Source organism: Bradyrhizobium sp. 2TAF36 (assembly GCF_052114925.1).
Classification (GTDB): domain Bacteria; phylum Pseudomonadota; class Alphaproteobacteria; order Rhizobiales; family Xanthobacteraceae; genus Bradyrhizobium; species Bradyrhizobium barranii.
In genome coordinates this window covers 59,684-82,138 of record NZ_JBFRFR010000036.1, presented here as the reverse complement: position 1 = coordinate 82,138, position 22,455 = coordinate 59,684, and the positions used below count along the sequence as shown (strand labels likewise).

14 protein-coding genes are annotated in these 22,455 nt (G+C 64.2%); 11 read left to right on the top strand and 3 right to left on the bottom strand.

Features of this window, described 5'->3' with window-relative positions; all coding sequences use genetic code 11:
- The coding region (locus AB4Z51_RS21830; protein WP_441497951.1) for a transposase at nucleotides 1-223 on the bottom strand (223 nt) is incomplete at its 3' end.
- 398 nt (nucleotides 224-621) lie between these two features.
- On the opposite strand from AB4Z51_RS21830, the gene AB4Z51_RS21825 reads away from it, so the two are divergent.
- Complete coding sequence (locus AB4Z51_RS21825) at nucleotides 622-1,545, top strand: helix-turn-helix domain-containing protein (RefSeq protein ID WP_085398857.1); 924 nt, start codon at nucleotides 622-624, stop codon at nucleotides 1,543-1,545.
- Between the two features lie 12 nt (nucleotides 1,546-1,557).
- Here AB4Z51_RS21825 and AB4Z51_RS21820 read toward each other — a convergent pair whose 3' ends face one another.
- Nucleotides 1,558-2,289 (bottom strand): transglutaminase-like cysteine peptidase, encoded by a 732-nt coding sequence (locus AB4Z51_RS21820; RefSeq protein ID WP_085398858.1) that lies wholly within the window; start codon nucleotides 2,287-2,289, stop codon nucleotides 1,558-1,560.
- Between the two features lie 620 nt (nucleotides 2,290-2,909).
- Between AB4Z51_RS21820 and AB4Z51_RS21815 the strand changes: the two genes are divergently transcribed.
- Together AB4Z51_RS21815 and AB4Z51_RS21810 are read left to right on the top strand one after the other, a co-directional pair.
- On the top strand, nucleotides 2,910-9,722 hold the full coding sequence (locus AB4Z51_RS21815; RefSeq protein WP_441497950.1) for a VCBS domain-containing protein: 6,813 nt from the start codon (nucleotides 2,910-2,912) through the stop codon (nucleotides 9,720-9,722).
- Between the two features lie 145 nt (nucleotides 9,723-9,867).
- A complete protein-coding gene (locus AB4Z51_RS21810) occupies nucleotides 9,868-12,099 on the top strand; it encodes a CHASE2 domain-containing protein (RefSeq protein ID WP_441497949.1) in 2,232 nt (743 codons plus the stop codon).
- A 338-nt stretch (nucleotides 12,100-12,437) separates the two neighbouring features.
- Here the strand turns inward: AB4Z51_RS21810 and AB4Z51_RS21805 are convergent, their stop codons facing one another.
- A complete protein-coding gene (locus tag AB4Z51_RS21805; RefSeq protein ID WP_441497948.1) occupies nucleotides 12,438-14,033 on the bottom strand; it encodes an ABC transporter substrate-binding protein in 1,596 nt (531 codons plus the stop codon).
- A 200-nt stretch (nucleotides 14,034-14,233) separates the two neighbouring features.
- On the opposite strand from AB4Z51_RS21805, the gene AB4Z51_RS21800 reads away from it, so the two are divergent.
- From AB4Z51_RS21800 to AB4Z51_RS21765, 8 genes are all read left to right on the top strand, one after another.
- The gene (locus AB4Z51_RS21800) at nucleotides 14,234-15,892 is read left to right on the top strand and encodes an ABC transporter substrate-binding protein (RefSeq protein ID WP_441497947.1); all 1,659 of its coding nucleotides are present in this window, start codon (nucleotides 14,234-14,236) and stop codon (nucleotides 15,890-15,892) included.
- A 190-nt stretch (nucleotides 15,893-16,082) separates the two neighbouring features.
- Complete coding sequence (locus AB4Z51_RS21795; RefSeq protein WP_014498430.1) at nucleotides 16,083-17,036, top strand: ABC transporter permease; 954 nt, start codon at nucleotides 16,083-16,085, stop codon at nucleotides 17,034-17,036.
- 3 nt (nucleotides 17,037-17,039) lie between these two features.
- Nucleotides 17,040-17,942 carry an ABC transporter permease gene (locus AB4Z51_RS21790; RefSeq protein WP_441497946.1) on the top strand — a complete coding sequence of 301 codons (903 nt, stop codon included), beginning with the start codon at nucleotides 17,040-17,042 and terminating at the stop codon, nucleotides 17,940-17,942.
- 3 nt (nucleotides 17,943-17,945) lie between these two features.
- A complete protein-coding gene (locus AB4Z51_RS21785) occupies nucleotides 17,946-19,007 on the top strand; it encodes an ABC transporter ATP-binding protein (RefSeq protein WP_085403446.1) in 1,062 nt (353 codons plus the stop codon).
- On the top strand, nucleotides 19,004-19,201 hold the full coding sequence (locus AB4Z51_RS21780; protein WP_018321359.1) for a hypothetical protein: 198 nt from the start codon (nucleotides 19,004-19,006) through the stop codon (nucleotides 19,199-19,201). Before AB4Z51_RS21785 ends, AB4Z51_RS21780 begins: the two co-directional genes overlap by 4 nt.
- The gene (locus AB4Z51_RS21775; RefSeq protein ID WP_441497945.1) at nucleotides 19,198-20,613 is read left to right on the top strand and encodes an amidase; all 1,416 of its coding nucleotides are present in this window, start codon (nucleotides 19,198-19,200) and stop codon (nucleotides 20,611-20,613) included. The genes AB4Z51_RS21780 and AB4Z51_RS21775 overlap by 4 nt, the downstream gene beginning before the upstream one ends.
- Nucleotides 20,610-21,584 (top strand): ABC transporter ATP-binding protein, encoded by a 975-nt coding sequence (locus tag AB4Z51_RS21770; protein ID WP_441497944.1) that lies wholly within the window; start codon nucleotides 20,610-20,612, stop codon nucleotides 21,582-21,584. Before AB4Z51_RS21775 ends, AB4Z51_RS21770 begins: the two co-directional genes overlap by 4 nt.
- Nucleotides 21,585-21,947: 363 nt before the next feature.
- Entirely contained in the window at nucleotides 21,948-22,217 is a 270-nt protein-coding gene (locus AB4Z51_RS21765; protein ID WP_063980822.1) for a GlsB/YeaQ/YmgE family stress response membrane protein, read from the top strand.
- The last annotated feature ends 238 nt before the right edge of the window (nucleotides 22,218-22,455 follow it).

Here is a 22,455-nt window from a genome sequence, read left to right as displayed (position 1 = left end):
TGAAATGGTGCAACTGGTCGTAGTTGCTCGTGGCAAGGCGTTCCGCCATCGGCTGAACGCTCTTGCGATCGCCAGGACCGATCAGTCCCGCAACATACAGAGGGCACATCCGCTGCCGGGTCTTATGACCCAGCCGGTCCAAGAACGGCMTCAGCCAGCGTTCAAGTTCGTCTTCCCATCCCGGCATGGTCAGCCCTCCAAGAGCCGACCACCCATGAATCATTGAAAAATTGATTCGGGAATCCTATAAAACGCGACAAAATCAAAAATCTGCCAAAGTAGTGTTAGGGTGCGTACTCATAAAGTCGGTTGCTGCGAGTCGGCCACCTGATGTCTGCTTCTCCCCCAACGGCGGCGCGGGAGCGGACATCGCGGCACTTCGCCTTCGGGCCAAAAGCGGAAGAACACAAACCAGCTGGTCATTGGCCGAGCTGCCGCGGAACCTGCGAAACCTTGCCCTGCGGCACCATGGTCCCGCACTATCCGAGAATGCAGGTCGATCTGAACGCGCGTTTCGTCTAAACTTGCAGCAGGGTCACTTTGGGAAGAGACCCCAGATCCGTATTCCTGAGAACGCCTCGAACGCTCAAACCAGACCCTCTCAACGGCGAGAACAGGTCCATGAGCAAACCTCGCTTGCGAGATATTTCGCAGAATCCAGACACTTCCCAGTTGCCGATCGGCGAGTGTCCCGATGCGGAAATGACGCGCGTACTCAAGACGAAGCCCGTTCACATGGCGTCATCATCCTGCGGCGCGATCACACTTTGGAAGCATGATCCCCTCCACGACGTCGTCAAGCCCATGGACGATCACGTCATCATGACGTTCCCCGCCGGGTCGGTGCGGTTCGAGCGCCGTAACGGGAAAGCATTTGTGAATGGAATGACGCGTCCCGGGACCGTGACAGTCATTCCGGCCGGTTCGAGCTCACGATGGGACATTTACCAGCCTCTGAATGTCGTTCAGCTCTACCTGCCGCACGCAACGCTCCAGCGCGTTGCCCACGAAGCCGACGTGGCCGCTCCTGGTGATCTCGTGGAGCGAACGGTCCATCCCGACCCCGTTACATCCCGATTGCTCCTGAGTGCTGCGGATGTGCTGGAAGGCAGCGCGGCCTTGGATGCCCTGTTCAGGCATCAGATGACTGATCTTCTGGCGACGCGCCTGCTGGTTGCCCACGCAGGTTCGCCTGTAACGGTCCAGCCGGTCACCGGCGGGTTGTCGCCCAAGGTGCTGTGTCGCGCCATCGAACGCTTGCGTTCGGACAGCAATGCGGACGTCTCGCTCGCGGCGCTGGCATCCGATGCCGGCCTTTCGCGCTTCCATTTCTGCCGCGCCTTCAAGGGAAGCACCGGGCTGTCGCCGTATGCCTGGCTACGCCAGCACCAGCTCGAGCAGGCCATGAACATGCTGCGCGACACCGACGACTCGATCGTGTCGATCGCAGCCGCGCTTGGTTATTCCTCGCAGACCGCCTTCGCTGCGGCATTCAGGAAGCTGACCGGCGAGACCCCGAGCGGTTGGCGGCGACGCACGCGGTGAACATCTTCTTCGTCAGTGCGCCTCGGGCGCGGCCATCGACAACCGCACGGGTTCGTCGACATATTTCATCACGGCGGACTGGTAGAGCACGAACAGCGGCTGGTAGGTCTGGGCCGCGTCGTCCTCGACCATCGCCATGCGGCGGTTGTCGAGCATCAGCCAGTGGCCGTCGAGCCTTGCTGCGGCGACCGCATGCTCTTCGCCGGCCCTGACGTCACGCACCACGACGATGCGGAGGTCCTCATTGGCAACGCCGGCGAGCCGCAGCGCGGCCAGCTTGGCGATGGCATAGTCTTCGCAATCGCCAGCGCCCCGCGCAAAGGTCGCGAGCGGCGAGCTCCAGACGTCGTCGGCGCCGTCATTGGCGGCCCGGATGGCAAGATTGATGGCGCGATTGGTCTCGCCCAGCTTCGCGCGGCCGTCGCGGCTGCGGGCCTGGTCGACGATGGCGATCAGTTTGAGCGCCGCGGGCGACGCGCAATTGTCCCGGTCGCCGTCGCACAGCGCGAGCTGCACCATGTCGTCGTCGAGCTTCTGCTTCAGCGCGAACCATTTCTGCTGGAGGCTGCCGGAGGAGATAGCGAAGGCGAACACGCCGAACGGCTCGGCGGATTTGCGCACGAGGACGCCGGCCCCAGGCGACAGCAGCGTGCCGGCGCGGAGCTCGGCGGCCGATCCAAGCAGGATCAATCCGCACAGCACAATGACAGCGCGCCAAGCGCGCGAGCGAGCAGCGGTCTCCATCTGACATCCCCTTCCAGCTTCGCCAGGTCCCCCTCGACCTGGTCGTGCCGGGCTTTGTTGCTTTCGCGGAGATAGTGCGAGACGGGCCGTTTTGTTCTGCTTAATGCGCCCGGCAGGGCTCCCAAAACCGTGGGACAGGCTGAAACGGGCCTGTGCAAATTGCGTAAAATTTTACGATTCGCCGGCTAGGAGGGCTCCGTCGCCGCGAAATGGAACCAATTGCGGGCTGAAGCTGCGGGAGGGCTGATTCTACCGCTTATGGCTAACAGCCCGCTATTTCACGGGTTCTGTTAGTTGGGTCACAGATTCTGCCCCGTATTTGCCGCAGGATGCTGCGGGGAACTACGAACAAAAGATGACACAAGTATCCGTCGTTCGATATGGGCGACTGGTTACTTTGGATGACTGGGAATGCGTGAAAATAAGCCGAAAACCGACCTCGGAATATTTAAAGAATTACTTCGACTTCTCTGTGAAGGCGCCGCTATTGGAGACTCCTCCAGCCAAGTGATGGGAATCACACAAGCAATAGATGGTTTCGCTAAGGACTTGGTAATGCTATTCAAGCTTAGGCGGTCGTTACTTACTTAGATTTTAACTCTTTTTGCGGTGCCCCCCGGTTGAATTACGCTGGCAAATTTGACGCCACGATTCCCCTTGATGGCGAGGGTTCCCGCTCGGCCGCGGACGTTCATGTCGATTCCTTTGCGGCCAAGACTTTTATCGCCAAGCCTTTTGTCGCGAAGGCGCACGGTCACGTGCCCGACGGCACGTTCGTTGTTCCCGATGCTAACCTGATCTTCAATGGCGAGTTCAAGCGCGCAGGTCTCGACCTCGTGCTGTCCCACGAGGGGCATGAGTTCGTCGTTCACGATTATTTCAAGGGCGACAAGCGCGCAGCGATCGCCTCGCCCGATGGCGCCCATCTCACCGGCGACGTCGTCAACGCGCTCACGGGCCATGTGCAGGTTGCGCAGGCCGCGCCCGGCATCGCCGCCGCGCAGGTCATCGGCCACGTCACAAAACTCTCCGGCAGCGCGACCGCGGTTCGCAACGGCGTCTCGGTCACGCTGAACAACGGCGACAATGTCGAGAAGGGCGATGTGGTCTCGACCGGCGCGGATTCGACGCTCGGCATCACCTTCATCGACGGCACCGTGTTCGGCCTGTCCTCCAATGCGCGGATGGTGCTGAACGAGATGGTCTACGACCCCAACGGGTCGAGCAATTCCTCGCTGCTGAGCCTGGTTGCGGGCACCATCACCTTCGTCGCGGGCGAGACCGCCAAGCACGGCGACATGAAGATCGACACGCCGGTCGCCACCATGGGCATCCGCGGCACGGCGGTTCTGACCCAGATCAACTTCGTCGTTCCTGCCGGCGGCGGCGATCCGCAGCCGCAGGCGAGCTTCCAGGTGCTGGTCGAGCCGAACGGCACGACGGGCTCCTACATCCTGTTCGACAAGGTCACGCTGCTGCCGATCGCGACGGTCAACCAGGCCGGCCAGATGATCCAGATCAGCGGCGGCAATGTCTCGATCACCAACGGGCTGCTGTCGCCGGACGTGCAGAAGCTGATCACGGACGTGTTCACGCTGAAGTTCACCGACAACAACACCAACACCAAGCTGACCACGAACTTCACCGACACGATCACGCAGACCAGCGACGGCCTGGTGATCAAGACGCCGGCCGGCTACATCGCGACCGCGCTCTTCACCAACCTCGGTCAGCAGGGACCGCAGGGGCCCAGCGATCACACGACGCCTTTCAACCGTTACCCCGGCAAGCCTCTGTCTCAAAGCCTTGATCTCAACGGCAATGTGAAGACGGCGTTTGCGCTGACCGAGCGCGCGGACACGACCGGCGACACGACGCATTCCGACACGATCTCCGGCCGGATCACCTTCGTCGACCAGAACCTGGGCGACAGGCCGACGGTGAGCGTGAATCTCGCCGATGCGCCGAACTACGTCTACAAGAGTGCCGGCCAGGACGTCACCGGCACGCTCTCTGCACTTCAGAAGCAGGACATCGCGGCGACGCAGATCCAGATCAGCGTCGCCGCCGACGGTGGCAACAACAACAACGGCTCGGCGGTCTGGACCTACACGATCCCCGACCACGTCTTCGACTTCCTCGCGGCCGGCGAAACGCTGACGCTGACCTACATGGTCCGCGTCGACAACAATTTCTCGGTCAGCCCCGAGACCGCCTTCATCCCCATCACGATCACGATCACCGGCACCAACGACAAGCCGGTGATCACCACCAGCGTTCCGGTCATCATCTTTGAAGGCGGCACCAGCGTGCCGGGTGGCCCGCTCACCAGCGATGTGCCGACGACGGGCACGCTGAACTTCGACGACGTGGATCTCACCGACAAGCATACGGTGTCGGTGGCGCTGACCAGCGCGACCCTGCCTGATGGCACCGTTCCGCCGGGCCCGCTCGCGGCGTTCCAGAGCGCGATGTCGGTCGCGATCGCGGCGGGCGCCGACAGCACCGGAGACGGCACCGGCACCATCAACTGGTCGCTGGCCGATCTGCCGGTCTATCTCGCCGACTTCATCCCGAAGGGTGAGGTGCTGACGCTGGTCTACACCGTGACGCTGACGGATTCGCACGGCGCGACCTCACAGCAGACCATCACCGTCACGATCACCGGCACCGACGCGCCCGCGGTGGTGTGGATCGCGACCGACAAGGCCGGCGCTCCCTCCGGCGGCTTCTGGAAGGACGCGGCGAACTGGGCAACCGGTACGGTCCCGACCATCAATGACGACGTCATCGTCATCACCGATCAGCTGCACGGCCTGACGCCGTCCTATCCGGTGACGATCGACACCGCGGCCTACGCCAAGTCGCTGACGATGAACGATTTCGGTGGCCCGCCGCCGAAGGTGATCGTCCAGAGCTCGCTGACGATATCAGGCGCGCTCAACATGGGTGCCGATTCGATCCTCACGACCGCCGCGACCGGAACGATGTCGGTCGGCGGCAAGGCCGAGATTCTGGGCACGAGCGTGCTCACCAATGCCGGCTATCTGACGCTCGCGGGCGGCGGCGATTTCGCCAGCGGCACCAAGATCACCAATTCCGGCACGATCGAGCTGTCCGGCGGCACGCTGAAGACGCTCGCCACGATCCACAACGCCGGCGGCTTGCTGAGGGCCGATGCCGGCTCGACGCTGATCGTCGATACCGCGACGGTCGATGGTGGCACCGTCAGCATTTTGGGCACGCTGGAGCTCGACGGCACCAGCCTGATCGAGAACGGCACGCTGAACAATTCCGGCACCGTCAACGTCAAGGGCACGGTCGAGTTCGCCCACGAGACCGTGTCCAACACCGCGGCCGGTGTGATCGAGGTGCTGGCCAATGGCTGGCTGACGATCCATCAGGGCTCCAGCGTTATCAATGACGGTCAGATCACGGTCGATGCCAGCGGCAAGCTGATCGTCAACAATGCGACCATCGGCGGAGCTGGTGCGGTGATCGACACCGGCGGCGGTGATGACGAGGGAGGCCCCGTCCTCAACGTCGGCATTCGCGGCGCAGGCACGATTACCAACAACGGTGAGATCGATCTGACCGGCGATGCCGTCCTGAGCGGCGGCATTCTGAAAAACAATACCGTCTTCAAGGTGAGCGGTGCGCGCAATGCGCTCAGCGGTGAGACCGTCACCAATGCCGGCATCATCGAAGTGCTCGCCAACGGCGCGCTCGCGATCGAGCAGGGCTCGACCGTCGACAATTCGAGCGGCGACGTCATCGTCGACGGCAATGCGGTCCTGACGCTGGACAATGCCACGATCAGCGGCGGCGCCATCAAGGGTGCCGGCACGATCGACGTCACCGGTGCCAGCAAGATCGACAGCGCCGCCACGCTCAGCGTCAGTGCGGTGACGGTCGAGAGCGGCGTCACGCTGACGCTGGACAACGCGACCGTTGTGGGCACCGCGATCGTCAATCACGGCACTGTCAATGTCGATGCGAGCAAGACGCTGACGTTGAACGGTGCGAGCCTGGCCGGTGGCACGCTCACCATCGCCGGCACGCTGGAATCGACCGGCGCGAGCGCCATCGACAACGCCGACGTCGGCAACACCGGCACGATCTCGGTCACCAGCGGCGCCCTGACGATCGATCCCGGCATCCTTCACGCCATCACCAATCACGGTCTGATCGAGGCAGTGACCGGCGGCACGCTGAAGCTCACGGCCTCCACCATCGCCAACGCCGGCGGCATCATCTCGGTCGACGGCGCGTCAAAGCTCTATCTGACCGACGTCTCGATCAACGGCGGCAGCCTGACCAATGCCGGCAACCTGTACAGCGTCGCCGGCCTCAATACGATCACGGGCGGCGTCACCAACACCGGCACCATCGAAGTCCAGAGCGGTACGCTCAACCTGTCCGGCGGCATCACCGGCACGGGCACGCTGATCATCGACGATGACACGACGCTGGAGCTTGGTGGCGCGGACGCGCAGACCGTCACCTTCGCCGGTGGCACCAATACGCTCGAGCTCGACAAGACGAGCCATGCCTTTACCGGCACTATCGCCGGTCAGGCGACGACCGGCGGTACTTTCACGGTCACCGGCGATGCCGACATCAATTCGGGCAAGGGCGACGCGCTCGACTTCACCGCTTCGGGCGGGACGATCGGCCATCGCGGCAATATCGTACTGACCCCGAGCGGTACGCTGACCGGCGCGACCAACGGCATTGTCGTCACTCAGAACGGCATCGGCGACATCTCGCTGACGACATCAGGCGACATCACCGGCCAGACTGGCAACGGCATCGTGCTGCATGACGGTGCGAACGGCGCGGGCAATATCACGGCGACGATCGGCGGCGGCGTTTCCGGCGCGGTCGGTCTCGACATCGTCTCCCATGGCAACGGCGCAGTCACCGTCACCAACAACGGGCACATCACCGGCACGACCTCGTCCGGCATCAATGTCGACCAGGACGATGCGGGGGCGACCGGCTCGACGCACATCACCAATACCGGCTCCGTGGTCGGCGCCGATGGCGTCGCTGCGATCTCCATCCAGGAGAACGGTACCGGCACTGCGACTATCATCAACTCCGGCACCATCGGGCCAACCGATGCCGGCAGCGTGACCTCATCGACCTACGCGATCGTCGAGACTGGTGGCGAGATCACGATCAACAACGCCGGCCACATCAACGGCAACATCTCGGTCGCCACCGCCACGTTCAATAACAACGCAGGCGGCACCTGGACGGTCGCCGGCAGCGGCGTGTTCGGTGATGCGTCCTCGATCGTCAACCACGGCGACATCGATCTGCACGCGGCCTCCATTTCCGGGGCCGATCTGACCATCGAAAATTATGGCGACATCGACAGCTGGGGCACTGCGTCGATCACGGGCGACATCACCAACACCGGCACTGGCTCGATCGAGGTTCACACCGGGACGCTGACGCTGTTTGGCTCGCTGTCGGGCTCGGCCACGGGCGCGGTCGTCGTCGATGCCGGCGCGACGCTCGAGGTCAAGGGTGCGGTATCGCAAACGATCACGCTTGCCGGTGACGGCGCCGAGCTGGAGATCGATACGAAGGATTTCGGCGGCTCGATCGCGGAGCTGTCCGCGAACGACAAGATCGACCTGACGATGATCAAGTGGGGGCCTGGCACCAGCGCGGTTTATGTCCCGGATGCCGACCACCCCGCGAGCGGCGGCGTGCTGACGGTCACCGGCGACGATGGCAAGAGCATCAGCCTGACCCTGGTCGGAGACTATCGCGACGCGCACTTCGCGGGCAGTGATGAGGGTGGCCACACGCTGATCACGATCCATGCGGACGACGATGCGCCGGCATTCACCACCACGGACGTGGCGCAGCTGACCGCAAGCTTCTCCGAGCAGCCTGATACCACCGGTTCGTCCTCGACGATCGACCCGTCGCCGGCCGCGACCGGCTCGATCGACTTCAAGGACATCGACCTGACCGACCGGCCGACGGTGACGAAGGTCGACCAGGACGTGACCTGGCTCGACGGCGCCACCGACCTCACCGCGTCGCTCACGCCCGACGAGACCGCCGCGTTGAAGAACGCGCTGACGTATCAGCTGACCGGCAAGAACAACGGTACCGTCACCTGGCACTATTCGATCGCCGACAACGCGCTCGATTTCCTCGGCCAGGACCAGACGGCGAAGGTCGTGTCCACCATCACGCTCGATGATGGCCGGGGCGAGACCACCACGACCGACGTCACCATCACGATCACCGGCAAGAACGACGCGCCGACGCTCGACAGCGCGACGCTGGCCGCCGTCGCCGGCAACGACAGCGATCCGGCTGGCAGCAAGATCCGCGATCTCTTCACGAACAAGTTCCATGACGCCGACACTGGCGCGACCTTCAAGGCCATCGCGGTGACGTCGGACGCCGCGACCGCCGACCAGGGCGTCTGGCAGTACAAGGTTGGCGGCTGCTGGGTCGATGTCGACTCGGTCGGTGATGCGAATGCGCTCGTGCTGTGCTCCGCTACGCTGATCCGGTTCGTGCCTGCCGACGGATTCAGCGGCGAGCCTGGCGCGCTGGGCGTCCACGCTCTCGACGACACCTATACAGGCGCCATCACCACCGCTGGCTCGACGGCGACGATCGATCTCACGGCGACGGGCACCGGCGGCACCACGCCGATCTCGCACGACATCACCACCATCGGCACGAGCGTGACGCCTGCCATCGGCCCAGTCATCAACACCGAGAGCTTCCACGTCGAGCACATCCGCGAGAACAGCAACGATATCATCACCGATCTGGTGGTCACCGATACCGATTCTGGCGCGGCGACGGACATTTTCACCGTCACGGTGTCGACCTCGCATCCGGATACCAGCAGCGTCAGTGCATATCCGACGACGGGCTCGCTCGAGCAGATCAACACCGGCCTCGCAGAAAGTGCCGGCATCACCTACGACCCGACAGGCGCCAGCACCGAGCAGTATCCGCAGCCGCCCGCAACGGACAAGATCACGGTGACCGTTGCCGACTCGACCGGCCATTCCGACACCGTGAACTTCATCTTCGTCGAGGGCGCCAACAGCCAGGGCGTCCGCCTGGAGGGCACCGACGGCAAGGACGTGATCTTCGCCACCGAGTCGAGCGACACGCTCATCGGCGGCGGCGCCAAGGACCAGTTCGTGTTCGCGCCGACGTCGTCGCAGTCCACGGTCCAGCACAGCRTCGACGATTTCGAGATTGGCCTCGACAAGATCGACCTGCGGCAGTTCGGCAGCATCAGCTCGCTGGACGACGTCAATATCGCTCCGCAATCGGGCGGCGCCCAGATCACGCTGGACAACCACGAGACGATCCTGCTGAAGAACGTGATCGCGGCAAATCTGAAGGCCAGCGATTTCATCTTCCACATCACCTGATCGCCGCCGGGGCCTCCTGGCGGCCGGCTCGCAGCTTGACCGCGGCAAAAAATCCATAATCCTGAACCGCCGGGGAATAGCCAATTACGCGCCGCAGCTGCATGATCGGCGCCGGGCGCGATACAGGTCAGGAAGTCCGACTAAAATGAAACGTCTGAAGATCCTGCGGCGGTGGTTTGCGCGGAAGCTCGGCTTCGCGCGGCTGATGTGCCTTGCGCTGCTGGTCTTGTTCRCCGGCGCTCGTGTCTGGGATCCGCCGCCGATCCAGGAATTGCGGCTGCGCACCTTCGACATGTTCCAGCTGATCGATCCGCGCCACAAGGCGGCGCGGCCGGTCACCATCGTCGACATCGACGACAAGAGCCTCGCCAAGCTCGGCCAGTGGCCATGGCCGCGCACGCGGATCGCGGACCTGATCCAGAACCTCACCGGTAACGGCGCGGTGACGATCGGCTTCGACATGGTGTTCTCCGAAGCCGACCGGCTCAACCCGGATCTGGTCGCGAGCCAGATGCGCGATCTCGACGACGCCACCCGCGCCAGGCTGCGCGAACTGCCGACCAATGACCAGGTCCTCGCCGACGCGATCAAGCGCTCGCACGTGGTGCTGGGCGAAACCGGGCAGCCGGCGATCTCGTCCGAGATCGACAAGTCGCTGCCCTTCACCGGCGTCGCGACGGTCGGCGAAGCGGATGCCGAACGTTTCCTGTTCGAATTCCCCGGCCTCTTGCGCAACGTGCCTGTCATCGAGAAGGTCGCGGCCGGCCGCGGCCTGTTCTCGATCAAGACCGAGCGCGACGGCCTGATCCGCCGCGTGCCGTTGATCATGCGCGCCCAGGGCAACATCATGCCCTCGCTCAGCCTCGAGATTTTACGCGTCGTCACGGGAACGCCGACGCTGTTGGTCCGGACCGACAAGACCGGCATCAGGGCCGTGCGCCTCAAGGGCGTGGAGATTCCGACCGACAAGAACGGCCAGCTCTGGGTGCACTATGCCCGCCAGGATCCCTCGATCTACGTCTCCGCCGCTGATGTGCTCGACAACACCGTGCCGCCGAACAGGATCGCCGGCAAGCTGGTGCTGGTCGGCACCTCGGCGGTCGGGCTGAACGACATCAAGACCACGCCGGTGTCATCGACCATGCCGGGTGTCGAGATTCATGCCCAGGTGCTGGAGAGCGTGCTCAGCGGCGCGGTGATCTCCCAGCCGAACTATGCGCTCGGCGTCGAGCTGATCGCCGCGCTCGTGATCGGCCTGCTCGTCATCATCTTCACGCCGAATCTCGGACCGGTGCGCCTTGGGCTCGCGGGTGCCATGTTCGCCGCCATCCTGGTCGGCGTATCCTGGTTCTTCTATGCGCAGTATCGCTATCTCATCGACTTCACCTACCCATTGCTCTCGACCACCGCGATCTATCTGACACTGATCTTCGCGAGCTTCGTGCGCGAGCAGCGTCAGCGCGTGCAGATCCGCGGCATGTTCGCGCAATACATGTCGCCCGTCCTGGTCGAGCAGCTCGCGCAGTCGCCCGAAAAGCTGGTGCTCGGCGGCGAGGAGCGCGAGATGACGATCATGTTTTCCGATGTGCGCGGCTTCACCACGATCTCGGAGAGCTACAAGCAGGATCCGCAAGGCCTGATCGCGCTGATGAACCGCTTCCTGACGCCGTTGACAGACGTCATCATCGATCAGAAGGGCTATATCGACAAGTACATGGGCGACGCCATCATGGCGTTCTGGAACGCGCCGCTCGACGATGCCGAGCACGAGGTCAACGCCTGCGAGGCCGCGATCCAGATGCTGGAGCAGATCGACGCGGTCAACAAGGAGCGCGAGCAGGAGGCCGCCGATGGCGGTCATGTCTACATCCCGCTCAATGTCGGCATCGGCCTCAACACCGGCATCGGCGTCGTCGGCAACATGGGCTCCGATCTGAAGAAGAACTATTCGGTGCTCGGCGACAGCGTGAACCTCGCCTCGCGCCTGGAAGGCCAGTCGAAGGAATACGGCTTTCCCATCATCGTCGGCTCCAGGACCGCGCTCGCCGCCAAGGACAAGTTCGCGATCCTCGAGCTCGACTTCATCATGGTCAAGGGCAAGACCGAACCCGAGGTGATCTACGCCATCGCCGGCCGCGAGGACGTGATGCATTCGGGCGCCTTCCAGCGTCTGCGCAACGTCACCATCGAGATGCTCGGCTGCTACCGCGGCCGCGACTGGCAGGGCGCGCTGGATGCGATCGAGCGCGGCCGCCACAGCGAGGATGCCGACACGCTGGAAAAGCTGTTCAAGCTGTACGAGGCGCGCATCAAGGAATTCCAGATCAATCCGCCGGCGGAGGGATGGACCGGGGCGTATGCGCTGCTGACGAAGTAGGGGGTGCTTGAGGCCCCCGCTCGGGGCCTCACACTCGCTGTCGTCCCTGTGCACGCAGGGACCCATAACCACAGGGAGCGGTTATCGCGCGACTCGGTAACTCCGAGTCTTCGCCAAACCACTCCTGTGGTTATGGGTCCCGGGCTCGCGACTACGTCGCGCCCCGGGACGACAGCGGTGTTTGACGCGGTAGCGTCCGTCTGCTCTTCGCCGCCAACATCAACTCCCGTAGGGTGGGCAAAGGCGCGCTAGCGCTGTGCCCACCATCTTACTCCGCGTATAGAGGTGGTGGGCACGCTTACGCTTTGCCCACCCTACGACACCGGCGTTTGCCGCCTTCACTCCGTCCCGATTGTCGTCAGATCCTGGAACCAGTGCTGCGCCTGCACGAACTGCTTGATCTTCGGCGACAGCGCGTGCGGGTTGGTGTCGTGGACGACCCAGACCAGCACGGCATCATCGACGATCAGCGCATGCGCCTGCGCGATCAGATCGTCCTGCTTGGCGGTGTCGAACGTCTGCTTGGCCTTGTTGATCAGCGCATCGACCTCAGGGTTCTTGTAGCCGCCCCAGTTGACGCCGACCGGCGCGATCTGATCGGAGGCGAAGAAGCGGACGATGGCGTAGAGCGGGTCGGAGGTGACATAGGCGATGTTGTTGGCGGTGATGCCGGCGTTCATCTCGTCGGCCGCGCCCTTGCGCCAATGCGTATATAATGTCTCGAGCTCGACCACCTTGAAGTCGATGTCGATGCCGATCTCCTTGAAGCTTTGCTGCAAAAATTCGTTCATCGGCAGCGACAGCATCTGGCCGGTGCCGCCCTGGGCGATGATGAAGGTGGCCTTCAGCGGTTGTGCCTTGGAGTAGCCTGCCTCTTCGACCAGTTTCTTGGCCGCAGCCAGATCATATTTCAGCTCAAAGCTCGGTTTGCCGAACCACGGGCTCGACGGGTCGACCTGGCCCTTGGCCGGTTTTGCGAGGCCATTCATCAGGCCGACGACTTCGTCACGATTGATCGCGAGGTTCAACGCCTTGCGCAGGCGGATGTCGGTCCAGGGCGAGCCCGGCAGCACGCTGAGGTGATAGTTCCAGACATGTGGCGTGACATTGTCGACGATCTTCATGCCGGCGGCTTTCAGCTGCGGCACGGCGTCCGGCGCCGGCGTCTCGATCAGGTCCACTTGCCCTGCGAGCAGCGCATTGGTGCGCGTCAGCGCTTCCGGCATCGGCACCAGCACGATCTTGTCGGCCTTTGGAATGCGCTTCTTGTTCCAGTAGTCCGGATTCTTCGTGAGCTCCGCAAGCTCGCGCGGCACGAGCTTGGTCAATTTGAACGGACCGGTGCCGGAGGGCTGGCTCGCGAACTTGTCCCAATCCTTGCCGAGCTTCTCGTACTGCGCCGGGCTCGAGACCAGGAACCACAGCATCTGGTAGGGAAAGAAGGAATCGACCGTCTTGGTCGTGATCTCCACCGTGAAATCGTCGATCTTGGCGTAGCTAGCGACCGAAGGCAGACGGGTCTTCACCTGCGCGCTCTGCCGCTTGTCGAATTGCGGCGCCTTGTCGTTGAGCACCTTGTCCAGATTCCAGATCACCGCATCGGCGTTGAACTCGCTGCCGTCGTGAAACTTCACGCCCTTGCGCAAAGCAAACCGCCATTTGGTCTTGTCGGCATCATCCACCTTCCATTCGGTGGCGAGCCCGGGCACCAGCTTGCCGGGGCGGTCGGCGACGTCCATCTCCCAGGCGACCAGCGGATCGTAGATGGTGTACGCCGTGAACTGATAGGCGCCGGCGCCGCGATCGGGCTGGCCCGTCGTCAGCGGGATGTCCGCCATCGAGATGCCGTAGCGCACCACCGTTTCGGCGCGTGCCGTGATCGCGGATAACGCCAGCGCAAGCACGGCGAGACAGGTCGATAGTCGGATACGCATGGCCCAAGGCTCCCAGGAGATTTCAGGGCCAAACTTGCAATCTTGATGCCAGAATAGGCAGGACGGTGCCTTTGCCGACACGTGATCACACAGACTTGTCGTCGCAGGGGCAATTTGCAGAAAAAGTTTCCCCATTGGCATAGCCATTGCATACGTTTGCATCAAAATTAGTCATTGAAAGCCGGAAGAGGACTGAGACGATGCTTATGAAGACAACCACCCGCGCGGCGCTGATTGCTGCGCTGGCTCTGACGACTGCGGCCGCGTGGCCGAGCGTGGCAAGCGCCGAAACCGTGCTGCGCATCGGCATGACCGCTGCCGATATTCCGCGCACATTGGGCCAGCCCGATCAGGGTTTTGAAGGCAACCGCTTCACCGGCCTCACCATGTACGACGCGCTCACCGGCTGGGACCTGTCCTCGGCCGACAAGGCGAGCGTGGTAATCCCGGGCCTTGCGACCGAGTGGAAGGTCGACGATGCCGACAAGACCAAGTGGATCTTCAAGCTCCGCCCCGGCGTCACCTTCCATGACGGCTCGCCGTTCAATGCCGATGCCGTGGTGTGGAACGTCGAGAAGGTGCTGAAGCAGGATGCACCGCAGTTCGACGCCAGCCAGGTSGGCGTSACCGCSTCGCGCATGCCSACGCTGSSCWSCGCGAAGAAGATCGACGACMTGACGGTCGAGCTCACCACCAAGGAGCCCGACAGCTTCCTGCCGATCAACCTCACCAACCTGTTCATGGTGAGCCCGGCGAAGTGGCAGCATTTCTACGACAAGGCGGAAGGCGCTGACGCCAAGGCGAAGTCGCAGGCCGCGTGGACCGCGTTCGCCAAGGACGCCGCGGGCACCGGCCCGTGGAAGATGGCGAGCTTCACGCCGCGCGAGCGGCTCGAGCTCGTGAAGAATGCGGCCTATTGGGACAAGGCGCGGGTGCCCAAGGTCGACAAGATGGTGCTCTTGCCGATGCCGGAGGCGAACGCGCGCACCGCGGCGCTGCTCTCCGGGCAGGTCGATTGGGTCGAGGCGCCGGCGCCCGACGCGTTGCCCGAGCTCAAGCAGCGCGGTTTCAAGCTCTACGCCAACGAGCAGCCGCATGTCTGGCCGTGGCAGTTCTCGCGCGTCGAGGGCTCGCCCTGGAACGACATCCGGGTCCGCAAGGCCGCCAATCTCTGCGTCGATCGCGAGGGTCTCAAGGACGGCCTGCTCGCGGGCCTGATGGTGCCGGCGACCGGCACCTTCGAGCCCGGCCATCCCTGGCGCGGCAAGCCGACCTTCGAGATCAAGTATGACAAGGCGGCTGCGCAAAAGCTGATGCAGGAGGCCGGCTTCGGTCCGTCAAAGAAGCTGACGGTGAAGATCCAGACGTCTGCGTCGGGCTCGGGCCAGATGCAACCGCTGCCGATGAACGAATATCTCCAGCAGGCGCTCGCCGAATGCTATTTCGATGTGAAGCTCGACGTCATCGAGTGGAACACGCTGTTCACCAACTGGCGCCGCGGCGCCAAGGATCCCAGCGCCAACGGCTCGAACGCGACCAACGTCACCTATGCGGCGATGGACCCGTTCTTCGCGCTGGTGCGCTTCCTTCAATCGGGCATGGCGCCGCCGGTCTCGAACAATTGGGGCTTCATCCACGAGCCCAAGTTCGACGAGCTGGTGAAGAAGGCGCGCCAGACCTTCGACCCCGCCGCGCGCGACGCGGCGCTCGCCGAGCTGCACGCGGCCTCCGTCGACGATGCCGCCTTCCTCTACGTCGCCCACGACGTCGGCCCCCGTGCCATCAGCCCGAAGGTGACGGGCGTCGTGCAGCCGAAGAGCTGGTTCATCGACTTCTCGCTGGTGTCGATAACGCCGTGAGGCGAGCACGCTGGTAGGGCTCCCCTCCCCCTTGCGGGGAGGGGTTGGGGAAGGGGGTTCACACGGGCGGTCCCTGTGTGGCTACCCCTCTCCCTAACCCTCCCCCGCAAGGGGGGAGGGAACCCTCGCATCGCGCGTCCCTCACTCAAGCCCGCGCACCCAATCGTGCGACATCACGTTAGGTCAATCAGTGCTCGCCTATATCGCTCGCCGCATCGTCTATGTCATTCCGATCGTCATCAGCGTGGCGCTGGTGTGCTTTCTGCTCGTGCACATCACGCCGGGCGATCCGCTGGTGGCGGTGCTGCCGGCCGACGCCTCGCAGGAGCTCGCGGCGCAGCTGCGCGCCGCCTACGGCTTCGACCGCCCGCTGCCGGTGCAGTTCGGCTTGTGGCTCTTGCGTGCCCTTCATGGCGATCTCGGCAATTCCATCGCCACGGGGCGCCCGGTGCTCGCCGAGGTCATGCGCGCGGTCAGCAACACCGTCACGCTCGCGATTGCGGCAGCCATCATCGGCTTCACGATGGGCATCCTGCTCGGCCTGATCGCCGGCTATTTCCGCGAGACCTGGATCGACAAGGTCGCGACCTCCTTCGCCATCGCCGGCGTCTCGGTGCCGCATTACTGGCTCGGCATGGTGCTCGTCATCATCTTCTCGGTGCAGCTGAACTGGCTGCCCGCGGTCGGCGCCGGGCCGAACGGCTCCAACTCCTGGGCCTGGGACTGGGCGCATCTGAAATACCTGGTGCTGCCGGCGATCACGACCTCGGTGATCCCGATGGGCATCGTCACCCGCACCGTGCGGGCGCTCACCGGCGACATCCTCTCGCAGGATTTCGTCGAGGCGCTGCGCGCAAAAGGCCTGCACGAAACCGGCGTGTTCCGCCACGTCATCAAGAATGCCGCGCCCACCGCGCTCGCGGTGATGGGGCTTCAGCTCGGCTACATGCTTGGCGGCTCGATCCTGATCGAGACCGTGTTCTCCTGGCCGGGCTCGGGCTTCCTGCTCAACTCGGCGATCTTCCAGCGCGACCTGCCGCTGCTGCAGGGCACGATCCTGATCCTGGCGCTGTTCTTCGTCTTCCTCAATCTGCTGGTCGACATCGCGCAAGCCGCGATCGATCCGCGCATCAAGCGGGGCTAGCCGATGAGCGAGCTTCCGTTTTCGGCCACCGCCGATGCCGCGCTGCAGGCCGCGCCTGCCACCAAGGCGCGCGGCTATTGGGCGACCGTCGGCCGCCGCATCGCCCGCGACAAGGTCAGCATGGCCTGCGCGCTGGTGCTGCTGCTGATCTTCCTCTCCGCGGTGCTCGCGCCGTGGCTCGGACTTGAAGATCCCTACAAGGGCTCGATGATCCGCCGCCTCCGCCACATCGGCACAGCAGGCTACCCCCTCGGCACCGACGAGCTCGGCCGCGACATRCTGGCGCGGCTGATCTACGGCGGGCGGTTGTCGCTGGTCATCGGCATCCTGCCCGTGATCCTCGCCTTCTGCATCGGCACGTCGCTCGGCCTCGTCGCCGGCTATGTCGGCGGAAAGCTCAACACCGCGATCATGCGCACGATCGACGTGTTCTACGCCTTTCCCTCCGTGCTGCTCGCCATCGCGATCTCCGGCGCGCTCGGGGCCGGCATCCTCAACTCCATCGTGTCGCTGACCGTCGTGTTCGTGCCGCAGATCACCCGCGTTGCCGAAAGCGTCACCACCGGCGTGCGCAACATGGACTTCGTCGAAGCGGCGCGCGCCTCCGGCGCAGGACCCTTCACCATCATGCGCGTGCATATCCTCGGCAACGTCTTGGGCGCGATCTTCGTCTATGCCACCAGTCTGATCTCGGTSTCGATGATYYTGGCCKCMGGTCTCTCCTTCCTCGGCCTCGGCRYRAARCCGCCSGAGCCSGAATGGGGCCTGATGCTSAACACGCTCCGCACCGCGATCTACGTCAATCCCTGGGTTGCCGCGCTGCCGGGCGCGATGATCTTCGCGGTCTCGATCTGCTTCAACCTGCTCTCGGACGGCCTGCGCAGCGCCATGGACATCAGGAACTAGGCCATGAGCGAGAGCAACACATCCGTTGAAATGCTGGAGCCGGTCGAGGACGTTGGCGGCGTCGCGCAGCCGCTGCTCCAGGTCAACGGCCTGACCAAGCATTTTCCGGTTCGTGGCGGATTGTTCGCCGCGAAGCGCACCGTGCGCGCGGTGGACAACGTCTCCTTCTCGGTCGCGAAGGGTGAGACTGTCGGCATCGTCGGCGAATCCGGCTGCGGCAAGTCGACCACTGCGCGGCTGCTGATGCATCTGATGCCGCGCGATACCGGGGACATCATCTATGACGGCATGACCGTCGGCCAGGCGCTGTCGTTGCGCGAGCTGCGCCGCGGCATGCAGATGGTGTTCCAGGATTCCTATGCCTCGCTCAATCCGCGCCTGACGATCGAGGAATCGATCGCGTTCGGCCCGAAAGTGCACGGCATGGCCGATGGCACGGCGCGGGCGCTGGCGCGCGAGCTGCTCGGCAAGGTGGGCCTGCGGCCGGAAAACTTCGCCAACCGCTATCCGCACGAGATCTCCGGCGGCCAGCGCCAGCGCGTCAACATCGCGCGTGCGCTGGCGCTGTCGCCGCGACTGGTGATTTTGGACGAAGCCGTCTCGGCGCTCGACAAGTCCGTCGAGGCACAAGTGCTCAATTTGCTCGCCGACCTCAAGCGCGAGTTCGGGCTGACCTATCTCTTCATCAGCCACGACCTCAACGTGGTGCGCTACATCTCGGACCGCGTGCTGGTGATGTATCTCGGCGAGGTCGTCGAGCTCGGCCCGGTCGACCAGGTCTGGGATAACCCTGCGCATCCCTACACGCGCGCACTCCTTGCTGCGATGCCGTCGTCGGATCCGGATCGTCGCACCGAAAAACCGCCGATCACCGGCGATCCGCCCAATCCGATCGATCCGCCCCCGGGTTGCCGCTTCCACACCCGCTGCGCGTTTGCGGAGCCGCTCTGCGCAAATGCAGCACCAAAGCTCACCGCGCTCGATAGAATGGGCCACGAGGCCGCGTGCTACATGGCGATTCCGGGTTCAGGCCATAGCCGCGCGCCCGCAGAGGAAACAGCATGACAAGACCGACACCCAAAGAGATCAAGCCGATCGCGCAGATCGCCGGCGTCCCTGTTGATGACGAGATCGCGACGCGCATCTCCAATTCCATCGGGCCGGCCTTCGAAGGCTTTGCGGCCATCGCCGGCACGCTGCCGTTCGATCTCGAGCCCGCGCTCTATCCAATCGCGCAGACGCAGAAGGTGTCGAAATGAGCCGTGAGCCTGCATTGATGACGCTCACCGAGGTCGCGCGTGCGATTGCGATGAAGCAGGCGTCCTCGCATGAGGTAACGCGCGCGCTACTGCACCGCATCGCGCAGTGGCAGCCGCATCTCAACGCCTTCATGTCGGTTGAAGCCGAGCCCGCGTTGAAGGCTGCCGAGGCCGCGGATGCCGAGCTCGCCAAGGGCAATGTCCGCGGTCCGCTGCACGGCGTGCCGCTCGCGCACAAGGACATGTATTACGACGCGGGCCACGTCTCGACCTGCGGCTCGCTGATCCGCCGCGATTTCGTGCCGACCGTCACGTCCACTGCCTTGCAGCGGCTGAAGGATGCCGGCCAGGTCCGCCTCGGTACGCTGCATCTGGCCGAATTCGCCTATGGCCCGACCGGCCACAACGCGCATTACGGCCCGGTGCGCAATCCCTGGAACGTCGCGCACATCACCGGCGGCTCCTCGTCCGGCTCCGGCTCGTCGGTCGCGGCGCGCCTGACGTTTGCGGCGCTCGGATCGGACACCGGCGGTTCGATCCGCATGCCCGCGCATTTCTGCGGCGTCACCGGTCTGAAGACCACCGTCGGCCGCATCAGCCGGGCCGGTGCGATGCCGCTGTCGCAATCGCTCGATACCGTCGGACCGCTCGCCCGCACCGCCGAGGATTGCGCGCTGTTGCTGGCGCTGATGGCCGGACCCGATCCCGCGGATTCGACCTGCAGCCACGAGCCGCTGTCCGACTATGTCGGCGCCACCAAGGGTTCGCTCAAGGGCCTGAAAATCGGCGTGCCCGCGTCCTTCTATGTCGATGATCTCGACAGCGAGGTCGCGCGCGTGCTGGACGAGACCATCGCGGTGCTGAAGCGCGAGGGCGCCGACATCGTCACGGTCGATCTACCCGACCAACGGCAATTGTCCTCGGCAAGCCAGCTCGTGCTCGCGGCTGAAGCGGCCGCCTTCCACAAGCGCTGGATGATCGAGCGTCCGCAGGATTACGGCCCGCAGGTCCTGATGCGGCTTCAGAACGGTCTCGCCGTTCCCGCCATCACCTATCTCGAGGCCATGCGCTGGCGCGGCCCCGCACTCGCCGCCCACAATGCAGCCACCGCTGGTGTTGACGCGATCATCGCGCCGGCATCGCCCGTGCCGGCACCGACGATCGAGGAGAGCGATGTCGGCGGCGGCCCGAACGCGCCGGCCATGGTGCAGCGGCTGACGCTGTTCACCCGCCCGGTGAATTTTCTCGGCTTGCCGTCGCTCACCATTCCCTCCGGCTTCACCAAAAGCGGCCTGCCGGTTGGCATGCAGCTGATCGGCCGCTCCTTCGATGAAGCGACCCTGCTCACCATCGGCGCCGCCTTCCAGCGCGTCACCGACTACCACGACCAGGTACCCAAACTGCCGTCATGACAAAGCTCGTCGACATCTCAGGCCTCAACATCCGCTTCACCGGCGAGCGCACGGTCTTTGCCGTGAACGATCTCAGTCTCTCGCTCGGTGACGGCGAGGTGCTGGGCCTGCTCGGCGAGTCCGGTTCCGGCAAGAGCGTGACCCTGCGTGCGCTGATGCGGCTGCTGCCGAAGAAGCGCACGCAGATCACGGGCAAGGTCAACGTCATGGGCCGCGACGTGCTCGCCATGAACGACGAGGAGCTGTCGTCGTTCCGCGGCCAGACCGTGTCGATGATCTTTCAGGAGCCCGCGCTCGCGCTCGATCCGGTCTACACCATCGGCGCGCAGATCGCCGAAAGCGTCGTGCGTCACGAAGGCAAGAGCCATGCGGAGGGCAGGGCGAGGGCGCTCGAAATGCTCGAGGTCGTGCGCATTCCCTCCGCAAAGCGCAGGCTCGATGCCTATCCGCACGAGATGTCCGGCGGCATGCGCCAGCGCGCGATGATCGCGCTCGCGCTCGCCTGCCGTCCGAAGATCTTGCTCGCGGATGAGCCGACGACCGCGCTGGATGCCACCGTGCAGATCCAGATCCTGCTGTTGCTGCGCGACCTTCAGCGCGAGTTCGGCATGTCCGTCATCTTCGTCACCCACGACATTGGTGTTGCGATCGAGATCTGCGACCGCGTCGCGGTGATGTATGCCGGCCAGATTGTGGAGCAGGGGACGCTCCGCGACATCGTCCGCACGCCGGTGCACCCCTACGCCAAGGGCCTGCTCGCCTCCACCATCCACGGCGCCAAGCGGGGGCAGCGGCTCGAGACCATCCCCGGCACCCCGCCCTCGCTGGCCGAAAAGCCGAACAACTGCTCCTTCGCCCCGCGTTGTGCGGTCGCCCAGCCGCGGTGTCTGGAGCAATTGCCTGCGAATGTGGAGGTCGGACCGGGCCGGGCGGCGAGGTGCGTGCTGGCGGAGCCGGTGGGAGCGACGTAGCTCGTTCTCCAGCCGTACTACATCCCCGCGCAACACTGCGCTCCCTCCCCCCTTGCGGGGGAGGGCGGGGGAGAGGGGTAGCCACAAACTCAGACCTCGCCCGTGGCCACCCCTCTCCCTGCCCCTCCCCCGCAAGGGGGGAGGGAATGAGAGAGCGGCGCGTCCCTCACTTCAAATCGCGCGCTTCTTCAGAATCCCTCTACGACAACACCGACTTGTCACAGTTCACCTCGCACCACCGGCCAACTGCACCCCTACTGTGCATGGGGTTGTTTTCGACATTTTTATCCGAACCGACCATTCAGACCCCATTCATCGCGGTTCCGGTTCCATGCCCCCGTTCATGGAGAGGGACTTCAACTTATGTACATTTCTGGCCAAGGCCTCATCGTCATCCTGTTCGTCGGCCTCGTCGCCGGCTGGCTCGCCGGCAAGGTGGTGCGCGGCAGCGGGTTCGGCATCATTGGCGACATCGTGATCGGCATCGCCGGCGCGTTTGTCGCAAGCTTCCTGTTCCCGAAGCTCGGCATCCATCTCGGCACCGGGCTCGTGTCCGAGATCATCTATTCCGCCATCGGCGCCATCATCCTGCTCCTGGTGGTGCGGCTGGTGCGCGGCGGCGGCCGGCTCTAGCGTCACATTGGCTCGGTGAGCCAGAACTTTCGCCTCTCCCCCGCTGGGGAGAGGCCGCGATGTCTGCTATAAAAAGCCGCAAAGACTGTGAAATACCGGACTTGCGTGCGAGGCCGTCAGGGGTAGAGGTGGCCTATCAGGGACCTGGATTAATTCGACCGCGTTCGTCGCGGGGGAATACGATGTTAATCCAGGTCGCGTACCCCTGAACGACCTAGGAAATCAGGGGCGTCGCCCC

Bases quoted from the DNA above. Each gene is read 5' to 3' on its own strand.
- AB4Z51_RS21825 (WP_085398857.1), top strand. From the start codon at position 622: ATGAGCAAACCTCGCTTGCGAGATATTTCGCAGAATCCAGACACTTCC.
- AB4Z51_RS21820 (WP_085398858.1), bottom strand. From the start codon at position 2,289: ATGGAGACCGCTGCTCGCTCGCGCGCTTGGCGCGCTGTCATTGTGCTG.
- AB4Z51_RS21805 (WP_441497948.1), bottom strand. From the start codon at position 14,033: ATGCGTATCCGACTATCGACCTGTCTCGCCGTGCTTGCGCTGGCGTTA.
- AB4Z51_RS21785 (WP_085403446.1), top strand. From the start codon at position 17,946: ATGAGCGAGAGCAACACATCCGTTGAAATGCTGGAGCCGGTCGAGGAC.
- AB4Z51_RS21780 (WP_018321359.1), top strand. From the start codon at position 19,004: ATGACAAGACCGACACCCAAAGAGATCAAGCCGATCGCGCAGATCGCC.
- AB4Z51_RS21775 (WP_441497945.1), top strand. From the start codon at position 19,198: ATGAGCCGTGAGCCTGCATTGATGACGCTCACCGAGGTCGCGCGTGCG.
- AB4Z51_RS21770 (WP_441497944.1), top strand. From the start codon at position 20,610: ATGACAAAGCTCGTCGACATCTCAGGCCTCAACATCCGCTTCACCGGC.
- AB4Z51_RS21765 (WP_063980822.1), top strand. From the start codon at position 21,948: ATGTACATTTCTGGCCAAGGCCTCATCGTCATCCTGTTCGTCGGCCTC.